This is a genomic window from Actinoplanes campanulatus, assembly GCF_014647795.1.
In the GTDB taxonomy this organism is placed as follows: domain Bacteria; phylum Actinomycetota; class Actinomycetes; order Mycobacteriales; family Micromonosporaceae; genus Actinoplanes; species Actinoplanes campanulatus.
Map to the genome: position 1 here is coordinate 203,538 of NZ_BMPW01000009.1, position 15,512 is coordinate 219,049.

General features: G+C 71.5%; 15 protein-coding genes. 11 read left to right on the forward strand and 4 right to left on the reverse strand.

The features are described from left to right. Position 1 precedes the first annotated feature (1 nt). The 8 genes from IEZ13_RS19150 (at position 2) to fdhA (ending at position 7,825) form a co-directional block, all read left to right on the forward strand. A complete protein-coding gene (locus IEZ13_RS19150; protein ID WP_183219597.1) occupies positions 2 to 1,204 on the forward strand; it encodes a hypothetical protein in 1,203 nt (400 codons plus the stop codon). Positions 1,205 to 1,701: 497 nt separating this feature from the next. Next, complete coding sequence (locus IEZ13_RS19155) at positions 1,702 to 2,130, forward strand: hypothetical protein (protein ID WP_183219599.1); 429 nt, start codon at positions 1,702 to 1,704, stop codon at positions 2,128 to 2,130. Positions 2,131 to 3,003: 873 nt separating this feature from the next. Then, positions 3,004 to 3,498, forward strand: coding sequence for a DoxX family protein (locus IEZ13_RS19160; protein WP_203833643.1), 495 nt, complete (start codon positions 3,004 to 3,006; stop codon positions 3,496 to 3,498). Between the two features lie 59 nt (positions 3,499 to 3,557). Next, entirely contained in the window at positions 3,558 to 4,040 is a 483-nt protein-coding gene (locus IEZ13_RS19165; protein ID WP_183219601.1) for a hypothetical protein, read from the forward strand. Beyond that, positions 4,037 to 4,732 (forward strand): hypothetical protein, encoded by a 696-nt coding sequence (locus tag IEZ13_RS19170; protein ID WP_183219603.1) that lies wholly within the window; start codon positions 4,037 to 4,039, stop codon positions 4,730 to 4,732. The genes IEZ13_RS19165 and IEZ13_RS19170 overlap by 4 nt, the downstream gene beginning before the upstream one ends. Then, on the forward strand, positions 4,725 to 6,092 hold the full coding sequence (locus tag IEZ13_RS19175) for an esterase/lipase family protein (protein WP_183219604.1): 1,368 nt from the start codon (positions 4,725 to 4,727) through the stop codon (positions 6,090 to 6,092). The genes IEZ13_RS19170 and IEZ13_RS19175 overlap by 8 nt, the downstream gene beginning before the upstream one ends. After that, complete coding sequence (locus IEZ13_RS19180; protein WP_183219605.1) at positions 6,089 to 6,514, forward strand: hypothetical protein; 426 nt, start codon at positions 6,089 to 6,091, stop codon at positions 6,512 to 6,514. Before IEZ13_RS19175 ends, IEZ13_RS19180 begins: the two co-directional genes overlap by 4 nt. Before the next feature lie 78 nt (positions 6,515 to 6,592). Beyond that, positions 6,593 to 7,825: a formaldehyde dehydrogenase, glutathione-independent gene (gene fdhA / locus IEZ13_RS19185; protein WP_183219606.1), complete on the forward strand. Its 1,233-nt coding sequence runs from the start codon at positions 6,593 to 6,595 to the stop codon at positions 7,823 to 7,825. Here fdhA and IEZ13_RS19190 read toward each other — a convergent pair. Then, a complete protein-coding gene (locus IEZ13_RS19190; RefSeq protein WP_183219607.1) occupies positions 7,822 to 8,622 on the reverse strand; it encodes an intradiol ring-cleavage dioxygenase in 801 nt (266 codons plus the stop codon). The genes fdhA and IEZ13_RS19190 overlap by 4 nt on opposite strands. A 171-nt stretch (positions 8,623 to 8,793) precedes the next feature. On the opposite strand from IEZ13_RS19190, the gene IEZ13_RS19195 reads away from it, so the two are divergent. Beyond that, a complete protein-coding gene (locus tag IEZ13_RS19195; RefSeq protein ID WP_183219608.1) occupies positions 8,794 to 9,237 on the forward strand; it encodes a hypothetical protein in 444 nt (147 codons plus the stop codon). Next, entirely contained in the window at positions 9,234 to 9,566 is a 333-nt protein-coding gene (locus IEZ13_RS19200; RefSeq protein WP_183219609.1) for a transcriptional regulator, read from the forward strand. Before IEZ13_RS19195 ends, IEZ13_RS19200 begins: the two co-directional genes overlap by 4 nt. A 31-nt stretch (positions 9,567 to 9,597) precedes the next feature. On the opposite strand, the gene IEZ13_RS19205 is transcribed toward IEZ13_RS19200, so the two are convergent. Both IEZ13_RS19205 and IEZ13_RS19210 read right to left on the reverse strand, forming a co-directional pair. After that, positions 9,598 to 12,048: a tetratricopeptide repeat protein gene (locus tag IEZ13_RS19205; RefSeq protein ID WP_183219611.1), complete on the reverse strand. Its 2,451-nt coding sequence runs from the start codon at positions 12,046 to 12,048 to the stop codon at positions 9,598 to 9,600. Positions 12,049 to 12,127: 79 nt separating this feature from the next. After that, entirely contained in the window at positions 12,128 to 13,192 is a 1,065-nt protein-coding gene (locus IEZ13_RS19210; protein WP_183219613.1) for an oxidoreductase, read from the reverse strand. Between the two features lie 60 nt (positions 13,193 to 13,252). On the opposite strand from IEZ13_RS19210, the gene IEZ13_RS19215 reads away from it, so the two are divergent. Beyond that, on the forward strand, positions 13,253 to 13,606 hold the full coding sequence (locus IEZ13_RS19215; protein WP_183219614.1) for a MerR family transcriptional regulator: 354 nt from the start codon (positions 13,253 to 13,255) through the stop codon (positions 13,604 to 13,606). On the opposite strand, the gene IEZ13_RS19220 is transcribed toward IEZ13_RS19215, so the two are convergent. After that, the gene (locus IEZ13_RS19220; RefSeq protein WP_183219616.1) at positions 13,590 to 15,512 is read right to left on the reverse strand and encodes a purple acid phosphatase family protein; all 1,923 of its coding nucleotides are present in this window, start codon (positions 15,510 to 15,512) and stop codon (positions 13,590 to 13,592) included. The two genes, IEZ13_RS19215 and IEZ13_RS19220, sit on opposite strands and share 17 nt — an antisense overlap.

Consider the following 15,512-nt stretch of genomic DNA (forward strand, 5'->3'; position numbering starts at 1 on the left):
GATGACCTCCATGAGCTGGTTCGCGCTGGGGATGGCGATCTTCGGGGCGTTCAGTTATGCCACCGGATCGATCCTCCAGGCCGTCGGCGCCAAGCGCAGCCACAGCACGGTCAGCACCCTGGGTCACCCGCTCTACCTGATCGGCATCGGGTTCGACATCGTCGCCTGGGTCGGCGCGATCGTCGCCCTCCAGCATCTCGCGGTCTACGTGGTCGAGTCGGTCCTGGCCGGCTCGCTCGCGGTCACCGCCGTCGGCGCGTGGCTGTTCCTCGGCTCCACATTGCGCCGCCGTGACGTGGCCGCCATCGTCTGCACCACCGCCGCCCTCGGCGTCCTGGCGCTCTCCGCCGGCCAGCAGCACGAGATGCTGCCGTCCACCCGGGTGCGGATCGGCCTGGTCGCGGCGCTGCTGTGCCTGTGGACGCTCGGCTGGGGCGCCACCCGGACCGGCCGGCCCGGCCTGATCGCCATGATCGGCGGCTTCTCCCTCGGCGGCGCGGCGATCTCCGGCCGCGCCCTCCAGTTCCCCGACGAGGAGATGGCGCAGGCGTCCACCGCCGTGGTCGCGGTGGTCACCGAGCCGGTCACCTGGACCATGATCCTGTTCGCGCTGACCGGCATGCTGCTCTACGCCAGCGCCCTCCAGGGCGGCGAGGTCGGCCGGGTCACCGCCGTCCACTGGACCGGCGAGGTGGTGCTGCCGTCGATCATCGCGCTCACCCTGATCGGCGACACCGTCCGCCCCGGCTGGGAGTGGGCCGCCCTGGCCGCCGGCGCGGTCACCGTCGGCTCGGCGATCGTGCTGGCCTCGGCCCCCGCCGCGGTCGCCCCGGCCGGCGACGAGCCCGCGCTCGCCCCCGCCGGCACGGCCGTGATGGTGCCGCCACCACGGGCCGGGCTGGCGCTGGTGCCCGCCGAGACGTGGCGCCTGGCCATCCCCGCCGAGGCGTATTGGCCGGCGCTCCAGCCACCGCTGGTCCGCGGCTACGGGACGATCATGTGGTGGGGCTCGCCGATCACCCCGCAGCCGCTGTGGATCCCCCCGGACCGCACCCTGAGCCCGCCCGGCGCCATCCCCTCCTGGGCCGGCCCGCAACTGCCCGAGGCCCGCACCACCAGGCCGGCCCGCAACGGCCTACGGCGCGCCCACCGGCGTGCCGCTCTGCCAGCCGCCGACCGGCACTCTGGAAGGCACGCGGCCTAGGGGTCTATCTGGGTGATCGACCAGAAGACCCCTGGACATCATCATGGCCGCTGCGGCCTCCGTCGTCGCGGGTGCCAACCTTGGCCGTAAACGTGCCGAATCCACTCACCTCACCGATCCACCGCAGTAGCATCGGGAGCACGGTGAGCTGCGATGGTGGTCGATTTAACGCCATCTCGACGGATGAATCCGGGAGATTTCCCAGCTCAGACCGCATCCGACCCGCCGCCCCGAAAGGGGACCAGCCGCATGTCTCACGTCGTCAGCACTGGCACGGTCACGCTCCGCCGTGGCAAATCTTCGACAACACACGTTCATCCCGGTTGGCTTGGCTCTCGCCGACCGAACACGATGGACGGTAGCACGACTGTTCACTCGGTCCCCACGAGTGGGACGCCGGATCTGCCCTGGCAGCGAGCCGGCCTCTTCTGCATTGCACCGTGGGAAATCCGTTTCCTCGCCCCGGCTGAAGCCGGGGGTTTCCGCGGAGGTCTCCGATGAGTCTGCAGTGGTGGTCGATCGAGATCCTTGACGGACCGTTGTCGTCCGCCGAGCGATGGCGGGACTCGCACGAGCAGGTCCTGCTGTCCGCCGCGGTGTCCCACGGCGCCCAGCAGTGGGCGTGGCACCCGTTCCGCTGGGGCCTGCTCCTGGAGATCGCCTTCAAGGACGCCGAGGCCTGGCCCGCCTTCCGCGATCTGCCCGCCGTCCAGGCCGCCCTCGACGCCGTCCCCGACCCGGTCAACGGCCTGCTCATCTACCCCGGCCGGGGCGGCAGCGCCGGCCGCCTCCAGCCGCGCCGCCCACGCCCCACCGCCGGCGCCGGCGCCGCGCCCCTGCCCAGCGAACCGGTCCGCACCCGCGTCACCCTCGCCGAGACCGAACCGGCCCCCACCCGCGGCGGAGTCCTCACCCACACCGCCTGACCAGCCTCGCTCCGCCCACGTCCCCGGCCGCCGCCCGTCGGCCGGGGACGTCTTTCACCCCGCGTCACTCCAGCCAGGACCTTTCCCGCACGCCCTTTTCCGGTACGCCCCTGGCGCTCCGCCCTGGGAAGACTCGCGAGCACCCGCTACGCCCCTGGCGCTCTGCCCTGGGAAGACCCGCGAGCATCCGCCCACGCACGCCTTTGCCGCGCCCGTCGACGGCCTGTCCGTTTCAGATGGCTGCGCACCGTAGTCGATCTTGCCCAGGAGGGTCCTGAGGGCCGCCCGCCGCCCGCGCTTCCAGCCCGGTGGGCGCTCACGTCGCGCCGTCCGTGTGCCCGGCCTGCCGCCATGAAACGGGCGGGCGACCACGGAAACCGTTACGTGTGCGCTGGTCGGCGCCAACGAGCCCGGGGGACGGGCAGAGGGCCGATTGACCAGCAGAGTCCGGGCCCGCCCGAGCTGCGGAGACTCTCGGCCGGCTTCCACCGGAGCGTCTTGGGAGCCGGCTCAGGAGACCGGCCTCAGTCGAGCAGTGGCCCGCCCAGGTCCTCCACCCGTTCGGCGGTGGCCGCCCGACGGACCCCCGCCGGGCTTGGCTGCCCACTCGCCCTCGGGGTGCGGGAGAGTGCCGGCCGGATGCGGGCGTTACGGCCTGGAGGGTGCAGGTGGTCGCTTGGCGCGGGCGGGGCGGTGTTCGTGCTTTCGGGGGCGCTGTAGGCGTACCGGGAATGGGATCTGGGAGGAGGCAGCGGGGTGAGCGGACTCACGCGGCGGGAGTGACGCGCGGCGGCGGAATCGTCGGCGAAAGCCGCCGCCGGATCGTTAAGGGCAGAGCGCGGCAGACGCGCGAAGGTCCGGAGGGGAGGCGTCGTGAGCGTCGGTGAGCTGGTACGAGTCGGGGAAGAGATCCCGATGCGGGTGAGGATCGCCGCCTGGCTGGGCGCGCGCGGCCCGGAAGCGCTGCGGATCTCGCTCGGGATGATCCTGGTGATGTTCGGGAACCTGAAATTCGTCCCGGGGGCGTCACCGGCCGAGGCGCTGGTGATGCGGACCGTGGATCTGCTGACGTTCGGGCTGATCGGCGGGCGGGCCGCGGTCGTCGGCACCGCCCTGGTGGAGGTCGCGCTCGGCGTGGTGCTGATCAGCGGGATCGCGCTGCGGGCCGGGCTGACGCTGCTGTTGCCGGTGCTGGCCGGGATGATGTCGCCGCTGGTGCTGTTCCCGGCCGACCTGTTCGTGAACTTCCGGCCGACGCTGGAGGCGCAGTACATCATCAAGGACATCGTCTTCGTGGCCGCCGCGGGCGTGCTGATCGCGCACTCGCTCGGAGCCCGGATGGTGGTGCCGACTTCGCGGCGCCTCTGAACGGAAACCGGGCGCCCGGCGTAGACCCCAGCGAGACGTCCTGCTGGGAGGTGGGCGCGATGGGGCTGTACGGGGACCCGGACGAGCTCGACCGGCTGGCTGCCCGGCTCCGGGAGAGGGCCGCGCGGATCCGTGACGAGGCGGCCACCCATGAGGCGCGCGGGCACGCCGCCGAGTGGGTGTCCGACGGGGCCGCCGCCTACCGGGAGCGGCTCAGCCGGGACCGGGCCGAAGTGGACCGGCAGGCCGCCGAGATCGAACACGCGGCCGCCCTGCTCGCCGAGCACGCGGAGAGCGTCCGGCAGATCATCGCCGACATCGCCCGGATCGAACGCGAGACCCGGCAGTGGTTCGTGGACACCGGGAAGAGCCTGGTGGACCGGGCCGACGACCTGATCGAGGCGGCCGGGCGCATCCTACGGCGAGGGCTGACCGAGCCGCCGTGGGCGAACTGGCCGTTCCGGCCGGACAATCTGCCCGCCGCCGGTGACGTCCGGTGGCTCGAGGTGGGGCGGTTCATGCGTGGTGAGGGCGCGCTGTGACGGCGGCCCGGCGGCTCGTCCTCGATGGTGACGAACTGCTCGGCTACGCCCGGGGGCTGGGGCTCACGCTGCCGCCGGGCATCGTCGCCGGCGATCCGCTCGCCGGCGTTCCGCCGGCCGGAGAGGCACTCGCGGTGAACCTGGGTGTGCTCGCCCGGCCGGTGGCGGCGGTGCGGGTCGAGGCCGGGATGGACGGGCGGGCGCTGCGCGGCTGGTACGCGCTGGCCGGAGTGTTCGGGGCGAGCCTGTTCGCGCTGCCCGGCGACCGGGCCGAACTGTCCCTCTTCCCGGCCGCGGAGATCGGGCGGGAGCTGCTGCGGGCCGTGCCCGACGAGCCGGCCTCGGTGCTGTCGGTGCTCAACCCGGCCTCGGTGCTCACCGGGACCGTGTCGCTGGACGAGCTGCGGGAGCCGGACCCCGCCTGGTTCACCTGGCTGCCGCGGGACACGACGGGACCGGTGGCCCGGGCCCGCGCGGTCACCCACGGGACGCTGTCGGCGCTGGTCACCGGCCGGGCACCGAACTCCGGCGTGCTCGCCGGGCGGGTGGTGTGGCTGCGTACCGGCGACCGGTGGACCGGGATGCGGCCCCTGCCCGGCCGGAGGGTCCGGTTCGAGCCGGTCGAGCCGGCCGATTTCCCGAGCTGGCTGGCCCCTGCACTGGCCACCGTGCTGGAGGCCTCCCATGGCTGAACCGGAGATCACCGGCGGCGCGGGCGGGGTCAGCGCCGACTACGCGGACCTGGCCATGCTGGCCCGCGGCAGCGACGACCTGGCCCGCACCCTCGGACGGGTCGCTGTGGACTGCCACGCCGTCGCCGCCGACCCGGACGTCCTCGCCTCGGCGGTGCTGTCGCCGGTCACCGCGGCCCGCTTCGAGGCGGCGCTGGTGGAGGCGCTCGACGGGCCGGGCGGGCTGAGCGGGCAGGCGGCCGAGTTCGGGGTGCGGGCGGTGGGGCTGCGGGCGGCATCGGCGTCGTACGAGGCCACCGACGCCGCCGGGGCGGCCCTGATCGACGCGGTCCGGTGGAGCGCCGGAGCGATGGCGCCGGTGACGCTGCCGGCCGGGATCGCCGGGCTGCTGATCACCGACCCGGGCATCGTGACCGGGCTGATCGAGGATCCGGGCTCGTTCCAGCGGATCATCACCGATCACCCGGGCATCGTGGACGCGGTCGTGGGCGGGGCGCCGGGGCTGTTGGGCGTACTGACCGGGGGTGGGGTGGTCACCGACGTGAAGGGCGGCGCCGACCTGATCGCCGGCCTCTACCCGGACGGCACACCGGTCGTGACGGACGTGACCGACAGATTCCCGGACCAGCCACGCGGGACCGTCGTGCCGGGCAGCCTCGGTGACATCGTGGACGGCCTCGACTATCGCAACGGGCAGGTTCCGGGAGGCACTCCCGACCGGATCGACGTCAAGAGGATCGTCGATCCGGACGGGACCGAGGCGTTCGTGGTGAACATTCCGGGGACGAAGGACTGGAACCTGCCGTTCAACGGCTTCAACCCGGAGACCAACGACCTCGGCACCAACGTGCGCGTGCTGGGCGGCGATGTCACCGCCAGGCAGCATGCCATCGCCATGGCTCTGCGGGAGGCGGGCGCGTCGAGCACCGATCCGGTGATGCTCGTCGGGCACTCCCAGGGTGGCATGGTCGCAGCGCAGGCGGCACACGACCGCGGCACCGCCGACTTCGACTTCAACGTCACACATGTGGTGACCGCGGGTTCCCCGATCGGACGTGTCGATGTCCCGGACGGCGTTCAGGTCCTGTCCCTGGAGAACGAACACGACCTGGTGCCGCACCTGGACGCGGCGGACAACCCGGACCGCCCGAACTGGACCACGGTCACCTTCGCCGACCAGCAGGGCAGCGCCGAGTCGAACCACGGCACCGAGACGTCCTACCTACCCGCGGGCCGGGCGCTGGACCAGAGCACGAATCCTTCGGTCACCGGGTTCCGCGACAGCGCGTCCGCCTTCCTACCGGGTGGCCGGGACGTACGCATGGAAGTTTCCGTCTACGAATTGGGCCGAAAGCCATGAACGAGAGATCGGTAGTCCGTCGGGGTCTCCTCGTCGCCCTTCTTCTGCTGGTGGCCGGGCTGGCCGGATGCGGGCTGGGGGAGCGGGAACACGAGGCGGCGAGCGCGATCACCCAGCGGCTGCAGAGTGACCTGGAGGGGCGGTCCGAGGTCGCCGGCGCCGAGGTGATCTATCAGGACAACTTCACGGCGTCGCGGCGTGCCGACGCCAGCGTGCGGATCAAGGCCGGCGCCGACGTCGCGGCGGTCACCGACGAGGTGGTCCGCATGATCTGGGCCAGCGAGCTGGAGCCGCTGCGTTCGGTGACGGTCACCGTCTGGGACGAAGCCGACAACCAGCGCAACGAGACCCGGCGCCTCGACTTCGAGGATCCGGCGACCAAGACCGAACTGGAGGGCAAGTACGGGCCACGGCCCGTCTAGGCATCATTTGTCACTACTGACGGTTCTGTTCACGTCACGCTCCGGATGAGACTGGCCGTGACTAGTGAAGGAGGCGCCATGGGCAACAGAGCCGTTGTCTACCAGGGCCCCGGACGGGTCGAGGTGCACGACATCGACTACCCCGGGTACGAGATGCGGGACGGGCCGGGGGTCAACAAGGAGAACGTGGGCCGCCGGACCCCGCACGGAGCGATCCTCAAGACCGTGGTCAGCAACATCTGCGGCAGCGACCAGCACATGGTCCGCGGCCGGACCACCGCCCCGGAGGGGCTGGTCCTCGGGCACGAGATCACCGGTGAGGTGGTGGACGTCGGGCCCGACGTGGAGTTCGTCCGGGTCGGCGACATCGTGTCGGTGCCGTTCAACATCTCCTGCGGCCGGTGCCGCAACTGCAAGGAGCGCAAGACCGGCGTGTGTCTCAACGTCAACCCCGACAGACCCGGATCAGCGTACGGGTACGTCGACATGGGTGGCTGGGTCGGTGGCCAGGCGGAGTACGTGATGGTCCCGTACGCCGACTGGAACCTGCTCCGCTTCCCGGACCGGGACCAGGCCATGGAGAAGATCCTCGACCTGGCCATGCTCAGCGACATCTTCCCGACCGGCTACCACGGCTGTGTGAGCGCGGGCGTGACCACCGGCTCGACCGTCTACATCGCCGGCGCCGGACCGGTCGGGCTGGCCGCCGCCACCTCGGCGTTCCTGCTCGGCGCGGCGGTCGTCATCGTCGGCGACCTCAACGACGAGCGGCTCGCGCAGGCCCGCAGCTTCGGGTGCGAGACGATCAACGTGGCGCACGGTGACCCGGTCGAGCAGGTGCAGCAGATCCTCGGGCGGGCGGCTCCCGCGATCGGGCAGCCGCTGGTCGACTCGGCCGTCGACGCGGTCGGATTCGAGGCCCGGGGACACGGGCGGGACTCGTCGACCGAGATGCCGGCCACCGTGCTGAACTCGCTGATGGACCTCACCCGGGCGGGCGGGGCGATCGGCGTACCCGGTCTGTATGTGACGGGTGACCCGGGCGGGGTGGACGAGGCCGCGCAGGTCGGTTCGCTGTCGTTGCGGCTCGGCCTGGGCTGGGCGAAGTCGCACTCCTTCGTCACCGGCCAGTGCCCGGTGATGAAGTACAACCACCAGCTCATGATGGCGATCCTGCACGACCGGGTGCGGATCGCGCGCAACGTCAACGCCACGCCGATCCCCCTGGACGAGGCTCCGCGGGGATACCAGGAGTTCGACCAGGGGGCGGCCCGTAAGTACGTGCTGGACCCGCACGGCGTACTGCGTTAGGGAACCGTGATGGTCAGGTTCGCCACGTAGCCGGCCGACACCGAACCGGTCACGGTCGCCATCTGGGTGGCGGCCAGGTCGTCACCGAACACCATGTCACTGGCCAGGGTGACCCGGCTCAGGTTGGTGACGCTCTGCGAATAGCCGGTCGCGCTGCTGTAGACCGTCCGTGAGACGGACTCCGGCAGCGCGATCTGCGAGGTCTTCCGGATCGGCCCGGACGCGCTGGTGGCCGCGGCCAGCGACGAGTACACCTCGAAGTGGATGTGCGGCCACCGGCCCGCGTAGCAGCCCGGGTAGATGCTGGTGAACGTCACCGTGCCGGACGAGTTGGTCACCTGGATGCCGCGCAGGTAGTTCTGGTTCGTGACGCCGGACGAGTAGAGCGAGTAGCGCCCGGGCCGGTCGCAGTGCCAGGCGTAGACCGCCGCGCCGACGGTCGGTGTGCAGGCCGAGTTCAGCACGGTCAGCGAGAACTGCAACGGTACGCCCGGCGCGGTGGTGGTCGACGTGCCGAACGACGACCGGATGTCACTGCGCACGATGCCGGAGAGCACGCGCACGTTGGGGCCGTTCGAGCCGTCGGCCGGGTACGGTCCGGCGGTCTCCGAGTCGACCTCGGCGGCGCAGGCGGCGAGGGCCGGGTCGGCGGTGCCGTTGATCAGGGCGCCGCCGGCCACAGCCAGGGCGCCGGCCCCGCCGATCGTGGACAGCATCCGCCGCCGGGTCATGACGGGTAGGTCGTAGGCGAGGCCCTTGTCGTGCACCTCGCGCACGAAGGCATCGTTGTCCTGCATGGGTTCCTCCTTCTGCCGTTGGGGGAGACCGCATCGAAACATCGAAGCCTATGAATGACCTGTGGTTGATCTCCGGCTGGGCATACCGGCTGGGTCATCCCTTGCCCCCGAGGAAAGAGTTCGGGTATCTTTCCCCTCAGGAAACATTTGCCTATGGGGAAGGTGTCCGACATGGATGTCGACGAGGCGTCGAAGGCGCTGGCCGAGATGCGGCGGCGTAACGAGCAGACGCTGCGGCAGGGGAGTCCCAGCCGGCTTCCGGCGTGGTACACGTTCGGGTCCGCGGCCGCCCTCATGCTGATCTGGGCCAGTGGCGATGTGGACGGCTGGCCGGAAGTGGCGATGATCGTCGGCGGGGTCGGTGCCACCCTCGTCCTGACCCGGCTCCTCGAGCGCATCACCGGCGTGCGGTTGAGGGCGCGGGCTCTGCGGGTCGGGCCGATCGCGCTGCTCATCGCGGCCATGCTGATCGTCAGCATCGTGGTGGGCTCGGTGATGCGGCTGTATGACGTCGCCGCGTCCAACACCATCGGTGGCCTGGCCGCGTCGATCGTGCTGATCCTGGCCGTGGGCCCGGTGCAGGCCGCCGCGGCCCGTCCGCGGAAGCGGCCATGAGCGGCGGGCGGCCAGAGGGCTTCAACGAGCTGCTGCACTTCCCGGTCCGGCTCTCGATCGTGTCGCTGCTCGCTCCGGCCGTGCACGTCGAGTTCAGCTTCCTGCGGGAGGCGACCGGGCTCAGCGACTCCGCACTGAGCAAACAGCTCACGAGCCTCCAGGAGGCGGGCTACGTGGAGGTCCGCCGCACCGGCCGCCGGGCCACCGCCGCCCTCACCACCGAGGGCCGCCGCGCCTTGGCCGAACACGCTGCGGCGCTGCGCACCCTCCTGGGCGCCGCCTTCGAGGAGTCACCACCGGTGACCCCGGCCGACGACGTGCTCCGGTGATGATCGCCGAATCCGTCACGGGCGCTCGGCCTCAGCCGGCGGCGGTCCAGCCGCTGAACACCGCCGAGAACGCCACGGTGTCCGGGTGCTCCGGTCCGAGTACGCTCTCGAACTCCTCCGCTGCCCTCTTGATCAGCGCGATCGCTTCCTCGACGCGGCCGTCCTCGTAGTGGGAGATGGCGAGGTTGGCGCGGGCGAGGATGGTGTGGGGGTGCTGGTTGCCGAGGACGCGTTCGCGCTCGGTCAGAACCCGCTCCAGGAGGAGGACGGCCTCCTCGGTGCGGCCGGTGACGTGGTAGGAGGTGGCGAGGTTGGCGCGGGCGAGGATGGTGTCGGGATGCTCGTCGCCGAGGATGCGTTCGCGGTCGCTCAGGACCTGCTCCTCGAGTTGCATGGCCTCTTCGATGCGGCCGTCCTTGTCGTAGGAGAAGGCGAGGTTGGCGCGGGCGAGGATGGTTTCGAGGTGCTTGTCGCCAAGGATGCGATGACAGTCCGCCAGTACCCGTTCTTTGAGGACGATGGCGTCTTCGACACGGCCGTCCTGCTGGTAGGAGGCGGCGAGGTTGGCGCGGGCACGGATGGTGTCGGGGTGCTCGTCGCCGAGGATGCGTTCGCGGTCGCTCAGGACCTGCTCTTGGAGTGCTATGGCGTCCAGGACGCGCCCGTTCTCCCAGTAGGAGACGGCCAGATTGGCACGAGCCCGGATCGTCTCCAGGTGCTGCTCGCCGAGTAGACGCGCCGCCTTCGCGGCGATGCCCTCCTGGTGCTCGATCGCAGACCGGTACAGGCCGGCCTCCATGAGGCCCGTGCCCGCGTAATGAAGAAGATTGTTGACCTTCGGGAACCAGAGCGCCTCATCCGAGGCCTCGTGCAGCGCGATGCTGTTGGCACGGAGTGAGGTGGTCAGATCTGTGACCAGATGGACGTTCTCCGGCCAGATCTCCAACAGGGCATCGGCGGCCACGCGAGCGGCCGCGGCGACGTCATCGGCGGATTCCCGGGCGGCTCGAGCGGTCAGGGCATGGATGCGTACGGCTCGGGCGCTGTCGCCGGGGCTGTGGGTGACCAGGCTGTAGCGGTGGAGGAGTCGGAGCGCCTCCCTGGCCCGGGAGCCGGTGACCGGGGTGCCTGTGGTGGACGACAGGTGGTCGGTGACCACCTCCGTCATCCAAAACGCCTCGGGGTGGCCCGCCGGATCGAGGAGGGAGGCGAGAATGAGTGCGGGGCGGGCCAGGCCGGCCGGTTCGGTGGCGTCGGCGGCCTCCAACGCCAGCAGCAGGGTCGTCGCCACCGGGCGGGTGTAGTCGTCGGGTCGGCTCGTGGCGGGCATCAGTTCGGTCAGGCGGTGGCTGCTGTCGCGGTAGAGGGACAGGTATGTCCGGCAGGGTAGAGCCTGGTTGATCAGGTAAGCGGCGGCGTGGGAGAGCGCGAGAGGCAGATGACCGAGGACCCCGGTCAGTTCAGGGACCGAGTCGTCGAGGCAGACGGCAAGGTCGGCCCTGGTGAGGCGATCGGTGAGGTAGGTGATCGACTCGGCGGGGCTGTACACGTCGATGTCGATCTTCTGGCGGCCGCTGCTCAGGATGGTCGCGTCCTGGAGGCGGGTGGTGGCGAGGGTCCAGCCGGTCGGCCGGGCGGGGGGCCACAGGTCCGCGATGTGTGCGGGGTCGGTGATGTCGTCCAGCACGATCAGCCAGGTCAGGTCGGTCGTGTGCAGCCACTCCAGGAAGGCGGCGGCGTCGGCGCTTTCGTCGGTGCCGGAGACGCCGGGGGCCTTCACCCGCTCGGCGGCCCGGGCGTAGGCGGTGAGGATCTGGTCGGGGCTGCTCGCGGGGACCCAGACGACAAGGTCGGTCCTTCTCTCCGCGATGGCCTGGTGAGCGAACCATGCCGCCAGTTGGGACTTGCCGACCCCGCCACCGCCGGACAGGACGCGGGCGGCGCGGACGGTGTCGTCGTTCTCGCCGAGGACCACGTCGGTGCCCGCGCCGCGAGCCGCCGTGATGCGCTCGCGTAGGCCGGTGCGCGGTTGGAACGCCGAGGCAAGAGGTGGAATCGTGCCTACGCATCGCGGCTCCGCAAGGGAGAGATCATTGCCGGCCACGCCCGATCCGACGGCCGCGATGGGGCCTGCGAAGGCGTCCAGTCTTGTGGCAGCCGGTGCTGCGGTGTCCGTCGAACCCGCCGTGACGGTCGGCCCGGCGATCGAGGCCGGTGCCGCAGTCGACTCTTCTCCTGCTGATGCGGGGCCGAGGGCGGGTGCCGGGTCCGCGGTGGTAGGCGGATCGGGGACGGCCGGCGGCCTGGGTGGGAACAGGTAGGTGGCGGCGAACGTGATCAGGGCGACCAGGACGGCTATCGCGCTCGCCAGTTGGTCGGCGATCTCCAGGCCGGCGCCGAAGAGCAGGGCGGTCAGGCAGGCCACGACGGCGGCGACGAGGATTCGGCCGACCAGGATCGCGCGAGGGGTACGGGGCGGCATTTGGCGGCGGCCTTCCGGCGGGCTGCTGAGAACCGCCATTTTAGGAAGACCGGTCCATGCGGGACAGTCGTCGATCGGGTCAGAAGTAGACGTCCTCGTGGGCCTTGTCGTAGTCGCGGATCTCGGTGAGGCGGTTCTCGGTGACCAGGCGGGCCCAGGTGGGGTTGCCCAGCAGGATGCGGCCCACCGCGACCAGGTCGAACTCGCCGGTGGTCAGACCTTCGGTCAGGCGGGACATGTGGGGGAGAGTGCTGGTCAGGCCGACCGAGCCCACGGTGATCGACGGGAGGCCGGTCAGCTTCTTCGCCCAGCCGGCCAGGTTGAGCGGGGAGCCGGGGAAGGCCGGTTCCCAGAAGCGGCGCTGGGAGGCGTGGAAGGCGTCGGCGCCGGCGTCCGCGAGCACCGTGAGGATGTCGGCGAGCTCGGCGGGTGACTGCGCGATGCGGGCCTGGTAGTCGCGTTCCTTGAACTGGGAGAAGCGGAAGATCACCGGTAGTTCGCCGCGGACCGCGCGGATCACCTCGGCCGGGAGGGCGGCGCGGCGGGCGGGGGAGCCGCCGAAGGCGTCAGTGCGGTGGTTGGTGGCCGGCCAGAGGAACTCGTCCAGGAGATAGCCGTGGGCGCCGTGGATCTCCACGGCATCGAAGCCGGCGCGGGCCGCTACCCGGGCCGACTCGGCGAAGGCCGCCACGATGGTGTCGATGTCGGCGGTGGACATGGCGTGGCCGCCCACCCCGGACGGGGTCCACGCCTCGACGCCGTCGACCGGGCGGCGTTCGCTGCCGAGATGCCATAGCTGGGCGGCGATCCGGCCGCCCACGGCGTGGACCGCCGTGGTGACGCCGCGCCAGCCCGCCTCGGCCGCGCCCGCCGTCATCCGCGGGACGGTGGTCTCGTGGCTCGCGCTCGGGTGGCCGACCAGCGTGCCCTCGGTGACGATCAGGCCGACGCCGTTCTCGGCCCGGCGACGGTAGTAGTCGGCGACCTCCGCGGTGGGCACGCCGCCGGGGGAGCGGAAACGGGTCATCGGCGCCATCACGAAACGATTCGGCAGATCCAGCCCGGCGAGCGTGAACGGGACGTTCGCGGCGGCCAGGCCGAGCGGGCCGGCGGCGGGGGAGCGGTGGGTGGTTGTCGTGGGCATGGGGTGACGCTAAGACTTGACACTGATGTGAGGGTCAAGCGTTGTGAGCCGGGAGACAGGATGCGGATCGGGGAACTCAGCGCCGCCACCGGCGCCAGCGCGCGGTCGCTGCGTTACTACGAGGAGCAGGGGCTGCTCGGCAGCGAGCGCGGCACGGGCGGGCAGCGGCATTACCCGGCGACGGCGATCGAGCGGGTGGGCCTGATCCGGACGCTGCTGGCGGCCGGGCTGTCCACCGCCACGATCCGGGACGTGCTGCCGTGCGTGGCCGACGAGGCGATCCGTACGCCGTGGCTGGCCGGCCGGCTGGGCGAGGAGTTGCACCGGGTGGAGGCGCAGATGGCCGACCTGAACCGCACCCGGGACATCCTGGCTGACCTGGTCAAGCGGTACGCGATCAGCGAGCAACCGTGACCATGCCGCGGCCGGCGATCCGGGAGAGGGTGATCCGGTCGATCTCGGTGTACGGCTGCCTGCTTCCGGGCAGGGCGTCGGCCAACGTCCGCACGGTCAGTGTGGTGGTCTCGCCCGGGGCGGCCGGGACCACGTCGACGGCCAGGAAGGCGTAGGCGTCGTAGCGGACCTGCGACCAGTCGATCGCCTCCGGGACCCGTACCCCCGCTTGTTGTCCTGATTTGCCGATCACCGTCGTCGCGCCGGACCAGACGTAGCTGTTGTCGACGCTTTCCGTGTTGTTCTCCGGATTCCTCGGCCGGTAGCCGCGGTAACGCTCACCCTCGGGCAGCGTGCGCGCGCCGGACGGCTTCACCCCGGGCGGGGTTGGCGCCTCCGGGCCGGGCGCCGGGCGGAACGGGTAGCGGGGCCGCCCGCCGGAGCCGGCGCAGATGTAGGTGACGCCGTCGTCGGCCGGGCGGATCGTGGAGCCGTCCGGTGCGGAGCGGGTCCTACGGCCGAACCGGATCGGGTCGGTCCGTTCGAGCTGGTGGTTGTGGCCCTGGATGGCCAGGTCCACCCGGTACTTCGAGAAGAGCGGGTCGAGGGCGTCCCGGACACCGCCGTCGGAGGCGTGTTTGTCCGAGGTCGAGTAGGCGCACTGATGGAAGAACGCGACGATGAAGTCGACCGTGGTCCCCGACCGCCACTCCCGCAGCACCGACTCCACCCAGCGCACCTGCCGGCCGCCCGAGTAGCCGGTGTTGGTCTGGAGTTCGGCGCACAGATCGTTGGCGTCGATGGCCAGGAAGCCGACGTTGCCGTAGACGAACCGGTACGCCGACGGGCATCCCTGAGGGCCGTTGCCGGGGAGGTCCAGCCGGGCGAGATGGCCACCGTAGCCGTGGTCGCCGTGGATCGGCTCCATGTCGTGGTTGCCGGTGGTGAACATCCACGGGACGAAGGCGGCCAGCGGTTCGATCTGGTTGAGGAAGACGTCCCACACGTACGGGTTGAAGAGGTTCTTTCCGGGCGGCGCGGTGCGGGACATGGCCATGCTGTCGTCGGCGGGCAGGCCCTGACCGCTCGGGTTGGCGTAGCAGATGTCCCCGGCGAGCAGCGCGAACACCGGCTTCTGAGTGCGCATCAGATCGACCTGGGTGACCGCCGGCCACGGATCGGCGCCACCGGTCCCGGCCACCGGATCGGTGCTCAGATAGGAGTTGTTGTCGAAGACGGCGGCGGGCCAGGCGCCTCCGGCCCGGCGGACCACGGCCGGCTGCTGATGCCAGGAGTGCCGCGGGTCGGTCGGCGCCGTGTGCGTGCCGAGGTCGGCGAACGCGGTGAAGGTGAAGGGCGCGGCCACCGTGCCGTACCCGGCGGAGAAGCGGGCGGCCGCCGGCCCGGGGGCGGCGGTGAAGTGGGCGTCCCCGGTCACGGTGCCGTCGGAGAGGCGGATCCGGTAGTGGTGCACGGCGCCCGGTGTCAGCCGGTCCATCACCGCCTTGACGTAGAACTGGCTGCACACCGGGCCGCCGATGATCGCGTCGCTGCCGGTCAGGTGACGGATCTCGGCCGGGAAGGTCGCGCCGTAGCCGCCCGGCGTGGTGCCCACCTCGACGATCGCCCGCAGCCCGGTCGGCAGCTTGCCGGTGCTGCTCACGAGCTGAGCGGTGACCGCCATCGCCCGCCGCGGCACGCCGTCGGCCCCGGGCACGAACGACAGGTGGCGGCCGGAGACCACCACCCCGGCCCGCCCGGCCGTGCCCCCGCCGGCCGCGAGCGCCACACCGGCCAGCCGGTACTGGGCGTACACCAGACCGCCGCCGGTCAGCGCGGCCCGCAACGCCGCCCGCCGGCTGACCCGGTGCCGGGCCAGGATCCGGTCGTTCAGCTCGGTGTACTCGTCGATCGTCTCGGGACCCAT

Bases quoted from the DNA above. Each gene is read 5' to 3' on its own strand.
- IEZ13_RS19215 (WP_183219614.1), top strand. From the start codon at position 13,253: ATGCGGATCGGGGAACTCAGCGCCGCCACCGGCGCCAGCGCGCGGTCG.
- IEZ13_RS19195 (WP_183219608.1), top strand. From the start codon at position 8,794: ATGGATGTCGACGAGGCGTCGAAGGCGCTGGCCGAGATGCGGCGGCGT.
- IEZ13_RS19220 (WP_183219616.1), bottom strand. From the start codon at position 15,512: ATGGGTCCCGAGACGATCGACGAGTACACCGAGCTGAACGACCGGATC.
- IEZ13_RS19175 (WP_183219604.1), top strand. From the start codon at position 4,725: ATGGCTGAACCGGAGATCACCGGCGGCGCGGGCGGGGTCAGCGCCGAC.
- IEZ13_RS19210 (WP_183219613.1), bottom strand. From the start codon at position 13,192: ATGCCCACGACAACCACCCACCGCTCCCCCGCCGCCGGCCCGCTCGGC.
- IEZ13_RS19200 (WP_183219609.1), top strand. From the start codon at position 9,234: ATGAGCGGCGGGCGGCCAGAGGGCTTCAACGAGCTGCTGCACTTCCCG.
- IEZ13_RS19180 (WP_183219605.1), top strand. From the start codon at position 6,089: ATGAACGAGAGATCGGTAGTCCGTCGGGGTCTCCTCGTCGCCCTTCTT.
- IEZ13_RS19150 (WP_183219597.1), top strand. From the start codon at position 2: ATGACCTCCATGAGCTGGTTCGCGCTGGGGATGGCGATCTTCGGGGCG.
- IEZ13_RS19155 (WP_183219599.1), top strand. From the start codon at position 1,702: ATGAGTCTGCAGTGGTGGTCGATCGAGATCCTTGACGGACCGTTGTCG.
- IEZ13_RS19205 (WP_183219611.1), bottom strand. From the start codon at position 12,048: ATGCCGCCCCGTACCCCTCGCGCGATCCTGGTCGGCCGAATCCTCGTC.
- IEZ13_RS19190 (WP_183219607.1), bottom strand. From the start codon at position 8,622: ATGCAGGACAACGATGCCTTCGTGCGCGAGGTGCACGACAAGGGCCTC.
- IEZ13_RS19165 (WP_183219601.1), top strand. From the start codon at position 3,558: ATGGGGCTGTACGGGGACCCGGACGAGCTCGACCGGCTGGCTGCCCGG.
- fdhA (WP_183219606.1), top strand. From the start codon at position 6,593: ATGGGCAACAGAGCCGTTGTCTACCAGGGCCCCGGACGGGTCGAGGTG.